At 65.6% G+C, this 16,198-nt stretch carries 16 protein-coding genes; 7 read left to right on the forward strand and 9 right to left on the reverse strand.

The window, feature by feature from the left end; all coding sequences use genetic code 11:
- Positions 1–121: 121 nt before the first annotated feature.
- Positions 122–1,117, forward strand: a complete 996-nt coding sequence (gene dgcA, locus I6F16_RS16215) for an N-acetyl-D-Glu racemase DgcA (RefSeq protein ID WP_225114185.1) — start codon at positions 122–124, stop codon at positions 1,115–1,117.
- Here the strand turns inward: dgcA and I6F16_RS16220 are convergent.
- Positions 1,087–2,283 carry an MFS transporter gene (locus I6F16_RS16220; RefSeq protein ID WP_225114184.1) on the reverse strand — a complete coding sequence of 399 codons (1,197 nt, stop codon included), beginning with the start codon at positions 2,281–2,283 and terminating at the stop codon, positions 1,087–1,089. The genes dgcA and I6F16_RS16220 overlap by 31 nt on opposite strands.
- A 75-nt stretch (positions 2,284–2,358) precedes the next feature.
- Between I6F16_RS16220 and I6F16_RS16225 the strand changes: the two genes are divergently transcribed.
- Entirely contained in the window at positions 2,359–3,795 is a 1,437-nt protein-coding gene (locus I6F16_RS16225) for a hypothetical protein (protein ID WP_225114183.1), read from the forward strand.
- Positions 3,796–3,921: 126 nt separating this feature from the next.
- Complete coding sequence (locus I6F16_RS16230) at positions 3,922–4,215, forward strand: ADP-ribosylation/crystallin J1 (RefSeq protein WP_225173911.1); 294 nt, start codon at positions 3,922–3,924, stop codon at positions 4,213–4,215.
- Positions 4,216–4,286: 71 nt separating this feature from the next.
- Here the strand turns inward: I6F16_RS16230 and I6F16_RS16235 are convergent, their stop codons facing one another.
- From I6F16_RS16235 to I6F16_RS16245, 3 genes are all read right to left on the reverse strand, one after another.
- Positions 4,287–4,646, reverse strand: coding sequence for a hypothetical protein (locus I6F16_RS16235; RefSeq protein ID WP_225114181.1), 360 nt, complete (start codon positions 4,644–4,646; stop codon positions 4,287–4,289).
- Positions 4,647–4,731: 85 nt separating this feature from the next.
- Complete coding sequence (locus I6F16_RS16240) at positions 4,732–5,247, reverse strand: AAA family ATPase (protein ID WP_225173865.1); 516 nt, start codon at positions 5,245–5,247, stop codon at positions 4,732–4,734.
- A gap of 7 nt (positions 5,248–5,254) precedes the next feature.
- Positions 5,255–5,698, reverse strand: coding sequence for an RbsD/FucU domain-containing protein (locus I6F16_RS16245; RefSeq protein WP_036015548.1), 444 nt, complete (start codon positions 5,696–5,698; stop codon positions 5,255–5,257).
- Positions 5,699–5,863: 165 nt separating this feature from the next.
- Here I6F16_RS16245 and I6F16_RS16250 point away from each other — a divergent pair, with 165 nt between their 5' ends.
- Entirely contained in the window at positions 5,864–7,675 is a 1,812-nt protein-coding gene (locus I6F16_RS16250; RefSeq protein ID WP_225173866.1) for a caspase family protein, read from the forward strand.
- A 187-nt stretch (positions 7,676–7,862) separates the two neighbouring features.
- Here I6F16_RS16250 and I6F16_RS16255 read toward each other — a convergent pair whose 3' ends face one another.
- The 4 genes from I6F16_RS16255 to thiD all read right to left on the reverse strand — a co-directional run bounded on the left by I6F16_RS16255 (position 7,863) and on the right by thiD (position 11,768).
- On the reverse strand, positions 7,863–8,846 hold the full coding sequence (locus tag I6F16_RS16255; protein WP_225114178.1) for a threonine/serine dehydratase: 984 nt from the start codon (positions 8,844–8,846) through the stop codon (positions 7,863–7,865).
- 63 nt (positions 8,847–8,909) lie between these two features.
- Positions 8,910–9,953 carry a glycosyltransferase family 1 protein gene (locus tag I6F16_RS16260; protein ID WP_225114177.1) on the reverse strand — a complete coding sequence of 348 codons (1,044 nt, stop codon included), beginning with the start codon at positions 9,951–9,953 and terminating at the stop codon, positions 8,910–8,912.
- 13 nt (positions 9,954–9,966) lie between these two features.
- Entirely contained in the window at positions 9,967–10,779 is an 813-nt protein-coding gene (locus tag I6F16_RS16265; protein WP_128264429.1) for a UDP-2,3-diacylglucosamine diphosphatase, read from the reverse strand.
- 188 nt (positions 10,780–10,967) lie between these two features.
- Positions 10,968–11,768 (reverse strand): bifunctional hydroxymethylpyrimidine kinase/phosphomethylpyrimidine kinase, encoded by an 801-nt coding sequence (gene thiD / locus I6F16_RS16270; protein WP_036030282.1) that lies wholly within the window; start codon positions 11,766–11,768, stop codon positions 10,968–10,970.
- Between the two features lie 320 nt (positions 11,769–12,088).
- On the opposite strand from thiD, the gene I6F16_RS16275 reads away from it, so the two are divergent.
- Together I6F16_RS16275 and I6F16_RS16280 are read left to right on the forward strand one after the other, a co-directional pair.
- Complete coding sequence (locus tag I6F16_RS16275) at positions 12,089–14,068, forward strand: PAS domain-containing sensor histidine kinase (protein ID WP_225114176.1); 1,980 nt, start codon at positions 12,089–12,091, stop codon at positions 14,066–14,068.
- 102 nt (positions 14,069–14,170) lie between these two features.
- On the forward strand, positions 14,171–14,416 hold the full coding sequence (locus tag I6F16_RS16280) for an Lrp/AsnC family transcriptional regulator (RefSeq protein ID WP_018642903.1): 246 nt from the start codon (positions 14,171–14,173) through the stop codon (positions 14,414–14,416).
- Positions 14,417–14,553: 137 nt separating this feature from the next.
- Here the strand turns inward: I6F16_RS16280 and I6F16_RS16285 are convergent, their stop codons facing one another.
- A complete protein-coding gene (locus I6F16_RS16285) occupies positions 14,554–15,477 on the reverse strand; it encodes a cytochrome c (protein ID WP_036015538.1) in 924 nt (307 codons plus the stop codon).
- 147 nt (positions 15,478–15,624) lie between these two features.
- Here I6F16_RS16285 and I6F16_RS16290 point away from each other — a divergent pair, with 147 nt between their 5' ends.
- Complete coding sequence (locus I6F16_RS16290) at positions 15,625–16,044, forward strand: CHRD domain-containing protein (RefSeq protein WP_036015536.1); 420 nt, start codon at positions 15,625–15,627, stop codon at positions 16,042–16,044.
- Positions 16,045–16,198 lie beyond the last annotated feature (154 nt).

Raw genomic sequence — 16,198 nt, forward strand, 5'->3', positions numbered from 1 at the left:
CGTGCCGGGGCGGAGAAAATCAGATGGTTGCGCACGCGCCCTTACCCAGAGAAGGTATCCCCAAGGGTTAATGTTAGTTGCTAGAGGTAACTAGCAGGTTCAGATTTCGCCAGAGTTCAAAATGACTTCCATGAAATTTGCAGCTTTGGCGGCGCGAATCGAGCGCTTCCCGATCGCCGGCAGTTTTACCATCAGTCGGGGCGCCAAAACCGAGGCCGTCACGGTCGTGGCGGAGGTCAGCCGGGGCGGCCTGACCGGACGCGGCGAGTGCGTGCCCTATCCCCGCTACGGCGAGACGCCGGAGGCGACGCTGGCTGCGATCCAGGCCATGCAGGAGGCCGTCGCGGGCGGGCTGACGCGAGAGACCCTCCAGGCCGCAATGCCATCAGGTGCGGCCCGCAACGCCCTGGATTGCGCCCTGATGGACCTTGAGGCCAAGGCGGCGGGCTTGCGCGCCTGGAACCTGCTGGGCCGCCCGGCCCCGGAAGAGCGCACCACGGCTTACACGATCTCGTTAGCGACCCCCGAGGCCATGGCCGCCGCGACCGCCAAAGCGGCGCACCGTCCGCTGCTCAAGATCAAGCTCGGCGGCGACGGCGATCCGGAGCGCATCGCGGCCGTGCGCAAGGCCGCCCCTGAGGCCGAGCTGATCGTCGATGCCAACGAGGCATGGACCGAGGCCGATCTGGAGGCCAATCTCGCCGCCTGCGCCGCTTCGGGCGTCACCCTGGTGGAGCAGCCGCTGCCGGCAGGCCGCGACGAAGCGCTGGCGCGCATCAAGCGCCCGCTCGCCGTCTGCGCCGACGAGAGCGTGCATGACCGCAAGTCGCTTGCGCCTTTGCGCGATCGATACGACGCCGTGAACATCAAGCTCGACAAGACCGGCGGCCTCACCGAGGCGCTGGCTATGGCCGATGCTGCCCAGGCGCTCGGCTTCGAGATCATGATCGGCTGCATGGTCGCGAGCTCGCTGTCGATGGCGCCGGCGATGCTGGTGACGCCGCAGGCACGCTTCGTCGATCTCGACGGCCCCTTGCTGCTGGCGCGCGACCGCGACCACGGCCTGCGTTATGACGGCAGCCTGGTCTACCCGCCGGATGTTTCGCTCTGGGGCTGAGCCGTGAGGCGATGCCGCGCCGACCAGATCAGAATGGCACCGGCAGCGGCCATCGCCGCCATGACGTAATAGACATTGTCGCCGATGCGGGCGTAGATCGCGCCTGATGCGATCGACGTCGCCGCCCCCAGGAGCCCGTTGCAGGCGGCGTAATAGCCCTGCCCGCGCGCGATCTGATGCGAAGACACGCGCTGCGCCAAAAGGTTCATGGTGCCGACGATGGTCAGGCCGAAGCTGAAGCCGTGGCCGAGCTGGGCGATCGCGAGCAGCACGAGCGGCGGCTCGCTCGCGGTGACGATCCAGCGCAGCACGGCGACCACGCCGCCGATGGCTATCAGCGTGGACGGCTGCAGCGAGAAGCGCGGCGACAGCGCGAACACGACGATCTCTGCCATGATGCCGAGCGTCCACAGCACCGCGATGGTCAGCCCGCTGATGCCTTGCAGCTGCCAGTTGATGGCCGAGAAGGTGTAGAAGGCGATGTGACTGCTCTGGATCAGCGCCGCCGATGCGATCACGGCCCAGAAGGCTGCATCGCGCAGCAGCGGCTTGCCGGCGTGCCGCTCCGGCGTCCTGTGCCTGAGATCGTCGAGCGGCTGCAGCAGCAGGCTGGCGAGAACCGCGACGACGGCCCAGGCCACGATGACCCAGATCAGGTCGCGCGGAGCGATGATGTCGACGAGATAGCCGCAGGCGAGCGAGCCGGCGGCAAACGCCGCCGACCCCCACAGTCGCAGGGGTCCGTAGTCGAGCCCGTAGCGGGCGACACCGCGCAGCGCATAGGCATCGGTCAGCGGCATCGTCGGCGTCCACATCGTGCAGGTCAGCGCGTAGACCAGGAACAGCGCCAGCGGCTGCTGCTGCAGGCCGACCATCGTAAATCCGATCGCAGTGGCCAGCGCCGACACCATGATGGCGGCGCGAATGGCCTGTCGCTTTTCGGCAAAGGCGGTCACTTGCGGCAGCGTGGTGAAGCGCGTGATCGCCGGCAGCGCGGCGATGATGCCGATCCAGACAGCGTCGATGCCGATCGCCTTCAGCCAGACCGGGAAGAACGGCACATGCGTGCCCAGGACCGCAAAGAAGGCCGAATAGAACACGGCGAGGCTCACGGCGAATCGCCGCTTCGTCGCTGCCGCGATGGGGATTTGTGATTCGGACTGCATCAAACCAATTGCGATTCGGTCGATATCGTGGTGATCGTTACAGTAACGCGCACTGATTTGCGCGACGAGATTGTCATGGCCAACGAAGCATTCGCCCTCTCGCCCATGTCTGCCCGCGCGGCCGCGCCGAACGAGCAGGATTACGACGCGATCCGCGAAGCCTTCATGGAGACCGCGCGCGGCCGCTGGTTCCTCGGCGAATATGCCAAGCGCAACCGCAATGCCGACACGCGCATGGTGCTGGATGCGGTTGCCAAAATCGAGGAAACCCTTGCGGCACAGCGGCAACCAGTCGTCGAAGACCGCCTGCCCGAGGCGCTGGTCGATATCCGCCGCGCCATCCGCGAGGCCGAGACGATCGCGCTCGCCGCGTTCGATCCCGGCGCGATCGAGGCGAGTCTCGCGCCGATCCCGCGCGGGGTACGCATCATCAAGGAGATCTCCTGGCGCTGGCGCGAGATCGGCGCCGACGGGCGAATCTGCGACCTCATTGATTCGCAGCTGGCCTCGATCGAGGCCGCCTGCGGGCAGATCTCGACCCTCGATCCCCGGATCGAGCTCAAGGCTGCGTTCGATCTGCTGAAGGATCGAGTCGAGCAGCTCGACGGCGACGCAACGCCGCAGGCCGCGCCTGCTCCGGCGCAGGAGGCGCCGTCATCAGTCGCAGAAGCCTCGCCCGTCGAGTCGGCGGCGATGGCGGGCGATGCATCCGTGGCTTTTACGGAGACACGCGAAGAGATCGCGGCAGCTCCGGAACTCGATGCGGCCGACGAAGCAGCGGCCGTCGCTGAAACCTCCGCCATGGCCGAGCAGGCCATGGACGCGGCTGCCGCACAGGGGATCGCGGCCGAAAGCCAAATCCCTTCCGAAAGCGCGGCGCTCGAAAACCTCGCGCCTAATGATGCCGAGCTCGAAGCCGTCGCGTTTGAAGAGCCGGCCGCTCAGCCGGAGGTCTTGGCGGAAGCAAGCGAGGAGTTCTCGCTCGACGCCGCAGCCGAGGCCGAGGACGAAGCCATCCTCGAGGCCATCGCGATGGAGATGGCCGCGCCCGATCCCGAGTTTGACGAGATCATCGAGCCGGTGGAGATGGCAGCCGCGACGCCGGAGCCGGCGCTCTCGGATGTCGTGGCGCCTATTGCCACCGAACAGCCGGAGCCGGTCGCAGCCGAGCCTGTCCTCGCAGCCATCGCCGAAGAGCCCGCCGCGGACGCGCCGATCGCGCTGGACTCGCTCGCGCGCCTCACCGACGCCATCGCGGAAGCCGCCGCCGAAGTGATGGAGCAGCAGGCACCGGCCATGGCGGCCGCAGCTCCAATGGCGGCAGCCCCGGCCGCGACGCTGCCGATGCCCTCGCCCCTGCCCGCGTCCATGTCCGCGTCCATGTCCGACGCCTCGCTCGGCGCCACCATCCTCGCCAGCGGCATCTTGCAAAAACCCCGCGCACCGGCCAACGACCCGCTCGCCCCGATCCGCCGCATGACCCAGGCCGAGAAGATCGCGTTCTTTTCGTAAGGGGCGCGCACTCCCCCCACACCGTCATTGCGAGCGCAGCGAAGCGATCCAGGCTGTCTCCGCGGAGGATTCTGGATTGCTTCGCTGCGCTCGCAACGACGACGGTCGATCTTGGACCTCACGCCCATGTCCCCCACCGAAGATACCCTCACTCTCTGGCGGCCCGTCGGTCCAAAAGAGCTGGAGTTGATCCAGCAATCCGGCATGCGCGCGTTTCCGCCGCGCCTGCCCGACCAGCCGATCTTCTATCCGGTGCTGACCGAAGACTGCGCCATCAAGATCGCGCGGGACTGGAATGTCCCGGCGAGCGGATCGGGCTTCGTGACCCGTTCTGCAGTCAAGCGCAGCTTCATCGAAAAATACGATGCGCAGGAAGCGGGCGGACGCTCACATCTGGAGTATTGGATTCCGGCCGAGTAGCTCGATGCGTTCAATGCCGCAATCGTCGGCTTGATCGAGGTCGTCCGCAGCTTTCCCTGACTGTCAGCGCCTCACCCGCAATTCCAGATCGGACCGATCGGCGTGCGCGTCCAGCACGGGCCATAGCTGCCGCCGTTGTAGCGGCCGCCGTTGAATCCGGGGCGACCGAAATAGTGCCACTCGCCGTCCCAGCGATAATATTGTGGAACCGGGTCGATGTACCAATGGCGCCGGTCGGCGCGCGACAGGCGGCGCATGGCGTCTTTCTGCTTGTAGAGCGGGATGCTGTTGCTGAGCGGCTGCCGATAGCCCGGCAGGAAGCCGTAGCCCTTCCAGACCGGCTTGGGGCGCTTTTGCACGGGCTCGGCCGGTGCCACACCGGGCAGCAGCGACAGGACGACAGCAACGAAGAGACACAGAAGGCGAGACATGAATCGACGATAGACAGGCGGATGCGAGAAGGCCACTCAAATTCGAGTGCGAGGCGTTTCGTCCCAGCAAACGCCAGTAAGACGACTAGCCGATCTTCTCGCGCACATGCGCTTCAACGCGGTCCAGGACCTGATCGAGCGAACTCTCGGCCGTATCGAGCACCAAGTGCTCCCGATCCCACGGCTCGTAAGTCAGGCTCACGACGTCATCCCAGGTTGGGACCCTGTGACCGTCAATGTCAGGCAGCCGGTTTTCCACGCGCTGCCGGTGTAACGCCGGTTCGCTGCAAATCACTTCAATCTCGACGATGCCTGCGCCGGTTCGCAAGGCAGTCTGCCGCCATCCGGCGCGGCTTGCCAGCACGGGATTGACGCAGTCCGCGATGACGATGCGCCCGAGCTTGAGGTTTTCGGCGGCGAGCGTGTTGGCAACGGCATAGCCGGCTGCGCCGACGATGAAACCTGCGTCCCGCAATGGCTGCTCGATCGCATCGATACGAAGATAGGTTGCCGCCAGCCTGGCGGTGAGTTCGCGAGCGATCGTCGTCTTACCGGTACCTGGAAGGCCGCCGAACACGATCAGTGAGGATGGATGCTTCATGATATTCCTAACCGATCACGCCCTTCCTGATCAGGAAGCAGCCATAGCCCCTGCTGTCACCGACCTGCACGACGCCAAAGCCTGCCGCTGCCGCGCGATAAAAATCGGGACGCGCGAGCTTGCCGGGCGTGACCGGCCGGCCAGCCGCACGTGCGATCTCCGCGAGCACGGCGCGCTGCACCTCGGGCACGCGGTCGGGATCGTCGACCGGCATCATCACACGCACCGGATCGGGATCGAAATCGTCGAGCGGATAGACCGACATGATGGCCCGGATGGCAGTTTCCATCGTCATGCCCGGCAATTGGATCAGGCGCTGCGACGAGGTGCTCTGCGCGATCCGGGTGGCGGGGTGATTGGCGTCGACGAACACGAGGTCGTCGCCATGGCCCATCGCGGCGAGCAGCCAGAGCAAATCGGGGGTGAGGATCGGATCGATCGATTTCAGCATGTGGCGGACGTCCTCCCAATCGATCACTAACCATAACAGGTTCCGAGCGTGATTCAGATCACGGAGGCCAGCATGGTGACAGGGATCACGGACCGCAAGGGTCGAACGCGGCCAAGCTTGCGCGCAACCAATCTCGCATCGAGATGAGTGCCAAAGGAGCACGCCATGTTCCGCCTAAAGCCCTTTTTCATGACGGCGAGCCTGCTGGGAAGCCTGTTCGGCTTCGCCTGCGGGCCCGTTTCCGCGCAAGTCGCCCCGGTGCAGCCCGCCCCAACCGCGCTGCAAGGCCCGGAGCAGCGGGTGGCGCTGGTGATCGGCAATGCCAACTACCAGAACGCGCCGCAGCTTGCGAACCCCGACGATGACGCCCAGTCGATGGCGCAGTTCCTGAACTCCGCCGGCTTCGAAGTGGTCGCCGCGACCGACTTGACCCAGAACGACATGCTTCGCGTCGTCCAGGACTTCTCCGCCAAGGTCGCCTCGCGCGGTCCGAACACGGTGGCGATGGTCTATTACGCCGGTCACGGCGTGCAGCTCGCCGGCGAGAACTATCTCGTTCCGGTCGACGCCAAGGTTTCCAGCCCGACCGAGCTGGTCAACAATTCGCTGCGCCTCGTCGACGTGATGTCGACGCTGGAGACGATCCCGAGCCGCATGCGCATCGTCATCCTCGATGCCTGCCGCAACAACCCTTTCCCTGAAATCAACGACGCCGGCCGTGGCTTGGCAATCGTCGATGCGCCGAACGGCTCGATCGTCGGCTACTCGACCGCGCCAGGTGCCGAGGCGCTCGACGGCACCAATGGCCACAGCCCGTACACACAGGCGTTCCTGAACGTCGCGCGCGAGCCCAACGTGCCGATCGAGCAGCTGTTCAAGCGCGTGCGCCTGCAGGTCAACCAGACCACCAGCGGCGCGCAGATTCCGTGGGAGAGCTCGTCATTGACGAGCGACTTCACCTTCTTCGGTGACACCGCCGTTGCCGCCAACCGCGCGCCGGTGAAAGCGCCGGTCGTGCAGATGGCCTCCAATTTGCCGAGCCGCTCCACCCGCCAGGCCTATGACTACGTCGTGTCCGAGGGCCGGCCGGAGTACTATCAGGAGTTCATCCGGATGTACCCGCACGACCCGCTGTGCGACCACATCCGCTGGCTGCTCAACAACATCCTGATCTCGCAGGCCTGGCACAAGGCGGTGCTCGCCAACTCGCCGCTCGCCTACAAGAGCTTCTATGACAGCTACGGCAACAGCCCCTATGCGCAGGTCGCGCTGAAGCTGCAGACGCAGCCGAAGCAGATCCCCCTGATGCAGGCGACCAAGTTCCTGGCGCCGCAGACCATTGCTCCGACGATCAAGATCGGCAATCTCGGCCAGCCCAAATACATGCCGCTGATGCAGCAGGGCAATGGCGCGCAGGTGAACGGCAATCTGCCTGTCGTGCAGAAGCCGCTCGACGGTAACGTCCTCGGCAAGCTCGGCAATGGCGGCCAGATCGTCACCCTGCCTGCCGGCAACAACCAGCCGAACCCGCAGAACGGCACGCCGCCGCAGACCCCGAGCAAGATCGTCACGCTGCCTGCGCCGACCAACACGATCAACGGCAAGGTCGGCATCGGCAAGATCGTGACCCTGCCTGCGACCAGCACCATGCCGAATGGCGGCACCGTCAAGCCGGGCAAGATCGTGACCATGCCGGTGAATGTCGGCAAGGGTGGCCCGAACATCGAGTCGAAGCCGGTCAACGTGCAGACTCCGAACCGCCCGATCCGGCTCAACAACGGCAACACCGGCATCGTTAAGCTCAACAATAACCCGTTGGATAAGGGGCAGGTGCAGAACAACGTGCAGAACACCCGCCCGCAGATCAACACGATGCCGAGCCGCATGGTCAGCAGCAACAACAACTTCCGGCAGTCGATGAACCAAGCGCCGAGCATGAACAATGGCGGCAACCGTCGCGGCGGCTTCACGCACTGATTGCGGCGAGCGAGACGACAAAGGGGCAGAGCGGAAACGCTCTGCCCCTTCTTCATGTCTGTTCTTGGTCATTCCGGGATGCGCCGTAAGGCGCAGGCCCAGAATCCATACTCCCGATCGTGGTTATGGATTCTCAGATGCGCAATTGCGCATCATAGCTCTCGCTGCGCGAGCCCCGGAATGACGATCAGGCCACCAGCTCCGCGAACAGTTCCGCATCGACATTGCCGCCTGACAGCACGATGACGACGTTCTTGCCGGCCACATCAAGGCGGCCCGCGAGTAGCGCAGCAAGCCCCACCGCGCCGCCGGGCTCCACCACCAGCTTCAGCTCGCGATAGGCAAAGGCGACCGCCGCGCCGACTTCCTTGTCCGACGCCGTGACGCCGCGCGCCAAGAGCTTGCTGTTGATAGCAAACGTCATCTCGCCCGGCATCAGGGCCATCAGCGCATCGCAGATGGTGCGGCCGGCCGGCGGATGCGGCTCGCGATGGCCTGCGCTGAGTGAAATGCCGTGATCGTCGAAGGCCTCGGGCTCGGCGACCACGATCTCGGCTTGCGGATAGCGCGCCTTCACGGCGGTCGCGACACCCGCGATCAAGCCGCCGCCGGAGGCCGGCGCCACCACGATGTCGGGGCCGAGCCCGAGCGTTGCCATGTCCTCGGCGATCTCGCGGCCGGCGGTGCCCTGCCCTGCGATCACGAACGGATCGTCGTAGGGTTTGACCAGCGTCGCGCCGCGCTTCTCGGCAATGCCGCGCGAGATCGCCTCGCGGTCGTCCTTGTCGCGGTCGTACAGCACGACCTCGGCGCCGTAGGATTTGGTGCGCTCGCGCTTCGACAGCGGGGCGTCCGCTGGCATCACGATGGTGGCCTGCATGTCGAGGATCTTTGCCGCCGCCGCCACGCCTTGCGCGTGGTTGCCGGAGGAGAACGCGACGACGCCGCCGGCGCGCTTGTCCTGCGGGATCGAGAACACCTTGTTGAACGCACCGCGGAACTTGAACGAGCCGGTGCGCTGAAGCATCTCCGGCTTCAGGAACACTTTCGCACCGACGCGCTCGTTGAGCACGGGGAAGGACAACAGCGGGGTGCGGATGGCGTAAGGCGCGATCACGCGCGCTGCGGCATCGATGTCGGCAGGGCCGACCGGAAGGGCCTGTTCGGTCATGGCGGAATGCTATCGCGGCCAATCAGGCCCGGGCAAGACACCTCCGCGAGAGGATTTCTTGCCTCAAGCCACGAAACGCGGCTGTTCCGCGCCGGTCCGGCCGGGCAGCACCGCCCCGACCGCCAAAATGCTGTCGATAAAGACCGTTGCCGAGGCCTCCCAGGTGTAGTTGGCGGCGAACGCGACGCAGTCCCGCCGGGAGATATCGAGCGCCGCGAAGCAGGCATTGCGCAGATCGTGATCGAGCGCGCCGACCGGCGCATCGCCAATCACGTCGCGGGGACCCTTCACGGGGAAGGCCGCGACCGGCAGGCCGCTCGCGAGCGCCTCCAGCAGGACCAGGCCGAAGGTGTCGGTCTTGCTCGGGAACACGAACACGTCGGCGGCCGCGTAGATATCCGCCAGTTCCTCGCCGTGCTTCTCGCCGAGGAAGATCGCATCGGGGTAGACCTCTTCCAGCGAGGCGCGCGCCGGGCCGTCGCCGACGACCACCTTGGTGCCGGGTAGGTCGAGGTCGAGGAACGCCTCGAGATTCTTCTCGACTGCGACGCGGCCGACCGACAGGAACACGGGTGCCGGCAGGCAGAGATCGATGACGCGCGGGTGGAACAGCGTGGTGTCCACGCCGCGCGGCCACAGCACGACATTGTCGAAGCCGCGCTCGGTCAGTTCGCGCGCGAGCGCCGGCGTCGCCGCCATCACGGCGCGGCTGGCGCTGTGGAAGCGCCGCAGCGCCCGCCAGATCAGCGAGCCCGGCACTGGCACGCGGGCGCGGACATATTCGGGAAAGCGGGTATGGAAGCTGGTCGTGAACGGCAGCTTGCGCTGGCGGCAATAGCGGCGGACCATCAGGCCGATCGGCCCTTCGGTCGCGATGTGGATGCTGTCGGGACGCGCCTCCTCGATCAGCCTTGCGATCCGGGCCGGGCGCGGCATGGCGAGGCGCACGTCGCGATAGCTCGGCATCGCGAAGGTGCGGAACGATTGCGGCGTCAGGAACGTGAACTCGACGCCGAGCGCTTTTGCAGCGTCAGAGAGCTTGGTCAGCGTCCGAACCACACCGTTGACTTGCGGGTGCCAGGCGTCGGTCGCGACCAGGATGCGCATCAAGAGGTCCTTGTTATGCAGCTCTGGCTGCGACCTGTGGCACCTGCTCCGGCTTCCGCAACTGATCCGCCCAGGTGATGATCTCGAAGTGACCGTCGTCATGCTCGACCAGGGCGGTGCAGCTCTCCACCCAGTCGCCGCAATTCATGTAGCGGATGCCGCCCTCGTCGCGGATCACGGCGTAGTGGATGTGGCCGCAGATCACGCCGTCGGCCTGGTGACGCCGCGCCTCGGCGGCGAGCGCCTGCTCGAACGCGCCGATATAGTTGACGGCGTTCTTGACCTTCTGCTTGGCCCATTGCGACAGCGACCAATAGGGCACGCCGAACAGGCGGCGGAAGAAGTTGACCAGGCGGTTCATCTGGATCGCGAAGTCGTAGGCCTTGTCGCCGAGATGGGCGAGCCAGCGCGCGTTCTGCACCACGAGATCGAAGATGTCGCCGTGAATGACCAGATAGCGCTTGCCGTCGGCGCCGGTGTGAACCGTGTTCTCGACCACGTCGATGCCGCCGAAATGCGTACCGTAATAGTTGCGCAGGAACTCGTCGTGATTGCCGGGAATGTAGATGACCTTGGCGCCCTTGCGCGCCTTGCGCAAAAGCTTCTGGACGAGGTCGTTATGCGATTGCGGCCAGTGCCAGCTCGATTTCAGCGCCCAGCCGTCGACGATGTCGCCGACGAGATAGATCGTATCGGCATCGTGGTAGCGCAGGAAGTCGAGCAGAAGATCGGCTTGTGAACCGCGGGCCCCGAGATGGACGTCGGAGATGAACAACGTGCGAAAGCGCCGCTCCGGGCTCTCGTCACTCACATCGTAACTTCCCATGCGCCAGCCTGTAACAATGTCCCGTGACAGGGGGATGACCGATTGAACCCTTGAGGCACCTTCAAATACGAATCACGCCTTGCCTCGCCCTCCCCGCGAATATCAGTCGCATGCGACAATCAGGCGACATGGCGCCGCAGGGTAGGTGCGCTCCCTCCCGCTTGCGGGGGAGGCGAAGCAAGCCCGCCTCAGTAGAACTTGTGGAAATGATGGATCGGCCCATGGCCGTGGCCGACGCTGAAGCGGTCGGCGGCGGCGATCGCGGCGCTGATCCAGGCCTTGGCGTTGCGCACGGCGGCCTCGAGGTCCTCGCCCCTGGCCAGCCCGGCCGCGATGGCGGAGGACAGCGAGCAGCCGGTGCCATGGGTGTTGCGGGTGGCCACACGCGGCGCGGCGAGCGCGATCGCGGTCTCGGCAGTGACGAGATAGTCGGTGCTCTCGGCGCCCTCGCCGTGCCCGCCCTTGATCAGGACGGCGCGGCAGCCCAGCGCCAGCAGGCGGCGTCCTTGGCTTTCGATCTCGGCCTCGCTCGCCGCCACCGGCGCATCGAGCAGGGCCGCAGCCTCCGGCAGGTTCGGCGTGATCACGGCAGCCAGCGGCATCAGCCTGGTGCGCAGGGCGTCGACGGCTTCAGTGGCGAGCAGGCGGTCGCCGGAGGTCGCCACCATGACGGGATCGAGCACGACATGCCGCGGCGCCCAGCGCGACAGCGCGGCCGCGATGGCATCGATGCTGGCGGCCTGGGCCACCATGCCGATCTTCACCGCACCGATGTCGAGGTCGGAGAACACCGCGTCGATCTGCTCGGTGACGAACCCGGCCGGCACCGCGTGAATGCCGGTCACGCCGCGCGTGTTCTGCGCCGTCAACGCCGTGATCACGGAGGCGCCATAGACGCCGAGCGCGGCAAAGGTCTTCAGGTCCGCCTGGATGCCGGCGCCGCCGCTCGAATCGGAACCGGCGATGGTGAGTGCGACCGGGGTCGTCATCGCGGGAGACATGTGCTTGAGGAGGCCGCCATGGCCTCTCGTAGCGCGACCGTGGAACGTCAGCAAGCGCGCCGGGCCGCCGCCAGGCGTGATTCGCGAACCGATTGCGCGCCTTGCGAATCAGTCGGACACCGCGCGGACCAAGGCCCGAAATGATGCGGGCTTGAAAATGCAACGGCGCCGGACCCTTGCTATAGTCGCGTACCTTAGCGTGCTTCGCCGGTTACGCGAGACGTCAGGTGGTGGAACCGTCCAGCGCCCCCATGTTGCGGGCCGCCGGCCCCGCAAGCCACCTGAACAAGACTCCTTGGGGTGGAACGATGTGGGCCTTCTTCGAACGTCTCCTCGACTCGTCCATGCTGTCGCCGCACGGCATCTGCCTTTTGTGGGAGCCTGAGCTGATCTGGCTTCACGTCGTTTCCGACGCCAGCATTGCCGCCGCCTATTTCTCGATCCCGTTCGCCCTCGCCATCCTCGTCACCAAGCGGCGCGACCTCAAATTCGGCTGGGTCTACTGGGCGTTCGCGATCTTCATCATGGCGTGCGGCCTGACCCACGTGCTGTCGATCTACACGCTCTGGGTTCCGATCTATGGCATCGAGGGCATGGTCAAGGCCGCCACGGCGGTCGCGTCGGTCTTCACCGCCGCCGCGCTCTGGCCGCTGCTGCCGAAGATCCTCACGATCCCCTCGCCGTTCGAGCTACGACAGGTCCAGGCCGCGCTCGAGGAGGAGGAAATCAAGAGCCGCGACGCCACGCTGCTGCTGCAGCAGGTCCGCGACGCCCAGCGCGCGATGCGCGAGAGCGTGGCGCGCCTCACCGCGATCGTCGAGACCGCGGTCGACGGCGTCATCCTGCTCGATGCGCAGGACCGCATCCTGCTGTTCAATCCGGCCTGCGAGCGCTTGTTCGGCTACCGTGCCGACGAGGTGATGAACCGCAACGTCGGCATGCTGATGCCCGAGGCGGATGCAGCATCCGAGCGCCAGGCGCGGCATTTCGCGACCAGCGGCGAGGCCGTCGGCCTGCGCAAGGACGGCACGACGTTTCCGATGGAGCTGTCGGTCGGCCAGGCGCGGCAGGACGGCGAATTGATCTTCGTCGGCATCGTCCACGACCTCACCGCGCGCAAGCTGACCGAGCAGCAGCTTCAGCAGGCGCAGAAGATGGAGACGGTCGGTCAGCTCTCCGGCGGCATCGCGCATGACTTCAACAATCTGCTGACCGTCATCATCGGCAATGCCGAGCACCTGAGCGAGCAGCTCAAGGCGAGGCCCGACCTCGGGCGCTTTGCCGACGACATCTGCCAATCGGGCGAACGGGGTGCCGAGCTGACGCAGCGCCTGCTCGCCTTCAGCCGCCGCCAATTGCTGCGGCCTCAGACGATCGATTGCCGGAGCCTGCTCGATTCCATGTTCAAGCTGCTCAAGCGCACCTTGCGCGAAGATATCGAGATCAGGACGACCTCCGGGCCCGGCACGATCCTGGCCTTTGCCGACCGCGCCCAGCTCGAATCCGCCGTGCTCAATCTCGCGCTCAACGCGCAGGATGCCATGCCATCGGGAGGCCACCTCACGCTGGCCACGGAGCTGATCACGATCGAGGATGATGACGGTGCCGTTCACCGGGAGGTCGCACCCGGCAGCTACGTCCTGATCGCGGTTACCGATGACGGCGAAGGCATGACGCCCGAGGTCGCCGCACGCGCGTTCGAGCCGTTCTTCACCACCAAGGAGGTCGGCAGGGGCTCGGGCCTCGGCCTCAGCATGGTCTATGGCTTTGCCAAGCAATCAGGCGGCCATGTCTCGATCTACAGCGAGGCTGGCCTTGGGACCACGGCCAGGATCTACCTGCCGCGCGCGAGCACCGGTAGGTCGCAAGCCGATCTTCCCGACGGCGAGGACACGGCGCCGCGAGGCTACGAGACGATCCTGATCGTCGAGGACGATCCGTTCGTCCGCTCCTCCGTCATTCGCAGGGTGGAAGCGCTCGGATATCGCGTCGTCGCCGCGGTCAACGGCAAGGATGCCTTGCAGCAGCTGCAGGGCGATCCCGGCATCGACTTGCTGTTCACCGATATCGTGATGCCGGGCGGCATGAGCGGCTGGGAGCTCGCCGATCAGGCGCGGCGGGTGCGTCCCGGCCTGCCGGTCCTGTTCACCTCGGGCTACGCGCTGGAGACCTTGGTCGAGCAGGGCCGCGCGCAGGCGCGAGCGGTCGTGCTGACCAAGCCCTACCGCAAGGTCGAGCTCGCCCAGCGCCTGAGGGATGCATTGGCCGCCGCAGTGGTCCCATCCTAGCATCGCGCCCGAATGCACCTCGGATGATCCAGCAAGTTCGCTTGCTAAATCCAGCCGGTTTTGGCCTATTAGCCGGAAGAATACGCTTTCGGAGTGCCCGCGATGGTTCCTTTTTTCGTTCAGATCAAGTGCAAGCTCGGCCAGTCCTATACGGTGGCCAATGCGCTTGCCGAAGCCGAGATCGCCTCCGAGATCTACTCCACGGCCGGCCAATACGACCTCCTGGTGAAGTTCTACGTCGACAAGGATACCGACATCGGCCACTTCGTGAATGAGAAGGTGCAGGTGCTGCCGGGCATCCAGGACACTCTCACCATCATCACCTTCAAGGCGTTCGGCACCGGCTAAAGCATGATCCGGAAAAGTGCGAAGCGGTTTTCCGGAAAGATCATGCGTAAACAACAACCTAAAGCGCGATGATGATTCATCCCAATCTCATCGCGCTTTAGATCACGCGCAAAACAACGGCCGAAGCGCCGGCAGCGCTAGCCGCCCTCCTTGCGCTTGGGCGGTGTCGGTCCCTGCACCGGCGGCAGCGACTTCAGATAGGCGGCCATCGCGGCGCGGTCTTCCGCGGTAAGTTGCGCCAGATTCTTGATCACCGCCCGCATCGCGCCCGAAGCGCTGTCGCCCTCGGGCAGGTCGCCGGTCTCGAGAAAATCCGCGATATCCTTCTCGCTCCAGTTGCCGATGCCCTGCTGCGTGATGTTGGGCACCCAGCCCTCCCCTTCGGGATTGGGCCCACCGGCAAAGCGCTGGCTGGCGATGATGCCGCCGAGCGCATTGCGCGGGCTGTGGCATTCGGCGCAATGGCCGAAAGCGTTCACGAGATAGGCTCCGCGATTCCATTGCGGCGAGCGCGCGGCGTCCGCGACGAACGGCGCGGTGTCCATGAACAGCAGCTTCCAGATGCCGACATTGCGGCGGATGTTGAACGGAAACGGCAGCGCGTGGTCGCCCACTGTGCCGGACACCGACGGAAGCGTCTTCAGATAGGCAAAGAGATCGCGGACGTCGTCGACACTGGCCAGATGATAGGACGTGTAGGGAAAGGCGGGGAAATAGTGCGTGCCCGTGGGCGAGATGCCGCGCATCACGGCGTTGACGAAATCGGCCTCGCTCCAGCGGCCGATCCCGTAGGCGGGATCGGGGGAAATATTGGGGACGTAGAACGTCCCGAACGGCGAGCCCAGCGCCAGCCCGCCGCCGAGCCGCAGGCGATCGGGCTGATTGGGGGTGGCATGACAGGACGAGCAGCCGCCGGCGTTGAACAGCTCCTGCCCGTTGGCGAGATCGGGGTTGCGTGTCGGCGCCGGCAAGGCCAGCACGGCCGGGGCGGTCAACCACCAATAGAGTGCGAACGCCGCGGCGGCGGCGATCAGGGCGGCAAGGAGCGTTCGTCGCAACATTCGATCATTCCATCGTGAACGCGCGAACTTAAGGGTCATGCCGCGCTCGATCCAACCACGAATATTTTAGACGGCCCGGATGTAATGCCGGAATAAACCGCATGACGCACTGTTTGAAAAGCAATCAGGCGTCAACAGGAGAAAGCCATGACCAAAGCCGTTTTTGCCACACTGGTACTCGGAGCCGCCGTTGCGTTCGCCGCCCCGGCCAGCGCGGAGAAACTGAAGGCGACGCTGGACGGCAAATCCGAAGTCCCCGCCAACACCAGCAGCGCGACCGGAACGGCCGATCTGGACTACGACGCTGCCAGCAAGAAGCTGTCCTGGACCGTCACCTATTCCGGCCTCTCGGGCCCCGCCACCGCCGCGCATTTCCACGGGCCTGCCGAAGCCGGCAAGAACGCCGGCGTCGCGGTCCCGATCCCGAATGCAGCCTCGAGCCCGGTCAAGGGCGAAGCCACGCTCACCGACGCGCAGGCCGCCGATCTGCTCGGCGGCAAGTACTACATCAACATCCATACCGCGGCGAACCCGGCCGGCGAGATCCGCGGTCAGGTGACGAAGTAAAGCGAAAACGCGGGCTTCGTCGCGGAAAGGCCGGACGCAAGGAGGGAGCGTCCGGCCTTTTCGATTCCAAGCAACTTCGTAGCCCGGATGGAGCCAACGGTCGGCGCGAAGCGCCGCCCGTTGGTGCAATCCGGGAGCCCTGCGCGTTGCGGAC

The sequence above is a fragment of the Bradyrhizobium sp. IC4060 genome (genome assembly GCF_020193715.1).
Taxonomy (GTDB): Bacteria; Pseudomonadota; Alphaproteobacteria; order Rhizobiales; family Xanthobacteraceae; genus Bradyrhizobium; species Bradyrhizobium yuanmingense.

Coding starts and splice junctions, on each gene's coding strand:
- dgcA (WP_225114185.1), top strand. CDS start 122: ATGACTTCCATGAAATTTGCAGCTTTGGCGGCGCGAATCGAGCGCTTC.
- I6F16_RS16220 (WP_225114184.1), bottom strand. CDS start 2,283: ATGCAGTCCGAATCACAAATCCCCATCGCGGCAGCGACGAAGCGGCGA.
- I6F16_RS16225 (WP_225114183.1), top strand. CDS start 2,359: ATGGCCAACGAAGCATTCGCCCTCTCGCCCATGTCTGCCCGCGCGGCC.
- I6F16_RS16230 (WP_225173911.1), top strand. CDS start 3,922: ATGTCCCCCACCGAAGATACCCTCACTCTCTGGCGGCCCGTCGGTCCA.
- I6F16_RS16235 (WP_225114181.1), bottom strand. CDS start 4,646: ATGTCTCGCCTTCTGTGTCTCTTCGTTGCTGTCGTCCTGTCGCTGCTG.
- I6F16_RS16240 (WP_225173865.1), bottom strand. CDS start 5,247: ATGAAGCATCCATCCTCACTGATCGTGTTCGGCGGCCTTCCAGGTACC.
- I6F16_RS16245 (WP_036015548.1), bottom strand. CDS start 5,698: ATGCTGAAATCGATCGATCCGATCCTCACCCCCGATTTGCTCTGGCTG.
- I6F16_RS16250 (WP_225173866.1), top strand. CDS start 5,864: ATGTTCCGCCTAAAGCCCTTTTTCATGACGGCGAGCCTGCTGGGAAGC.
- I6F16_RS16255 (WP_225114178.1), bottom strand. CDS start 8,846: ATGACCGAACAGGCCCTTCCGGTCGGCCCTGCCGACATCGATGCCGCA.
- I6F16_RS16260 (WP_225114177.1), bottom strand. CDS start 9,953: ATGCGCATCCTGGTCGCGACCGACGCCTGGCACCCGCAAGTCAACGGT.
- I6F16_RS16265 (WP_128264429.1), bottom strand. CDS start 10,779: ATGGGAAGTTACGATGTGAGTGACGAGAGCCCGGAGCGGCGCTTTCGC.
- thiD (WP_036030282.1), bottom strand. CDS start 11,768: ATGACGACCCCGGTCGCACTCACCATCGCCGGTTCCGATTCGAGCGGC.
- I6F16_RS16275 (WP_225114176.1), top strand. CDS start 12,089: ATGTGGGCCTTCTTCGAACGTCTCCTCGACTCGTCCATGCTGTCGCCG.
- I6F16_RS16280 (WP_018642903.1), top strand. CDS start 14,171: ATGGTTCCTTTTTTCGTTCAGATCAAGTGCAAGCTCGGCCAGTCCTAT.
- I6F16_RS16285 (WP_036015538.1), bottom strand. CDS start 15,477: ATGTTGCGACGAACGCTCCTTGCCGCCCTGATCGCCGCCGCCGCGGCG.
- I6F16_RS16290 (WP_036015536.1), top strand. CDS start 15,625: ATGACCAAAGCCGTTTTTGCCACACTGGTACTCGGAGCCGCCGTTGCG.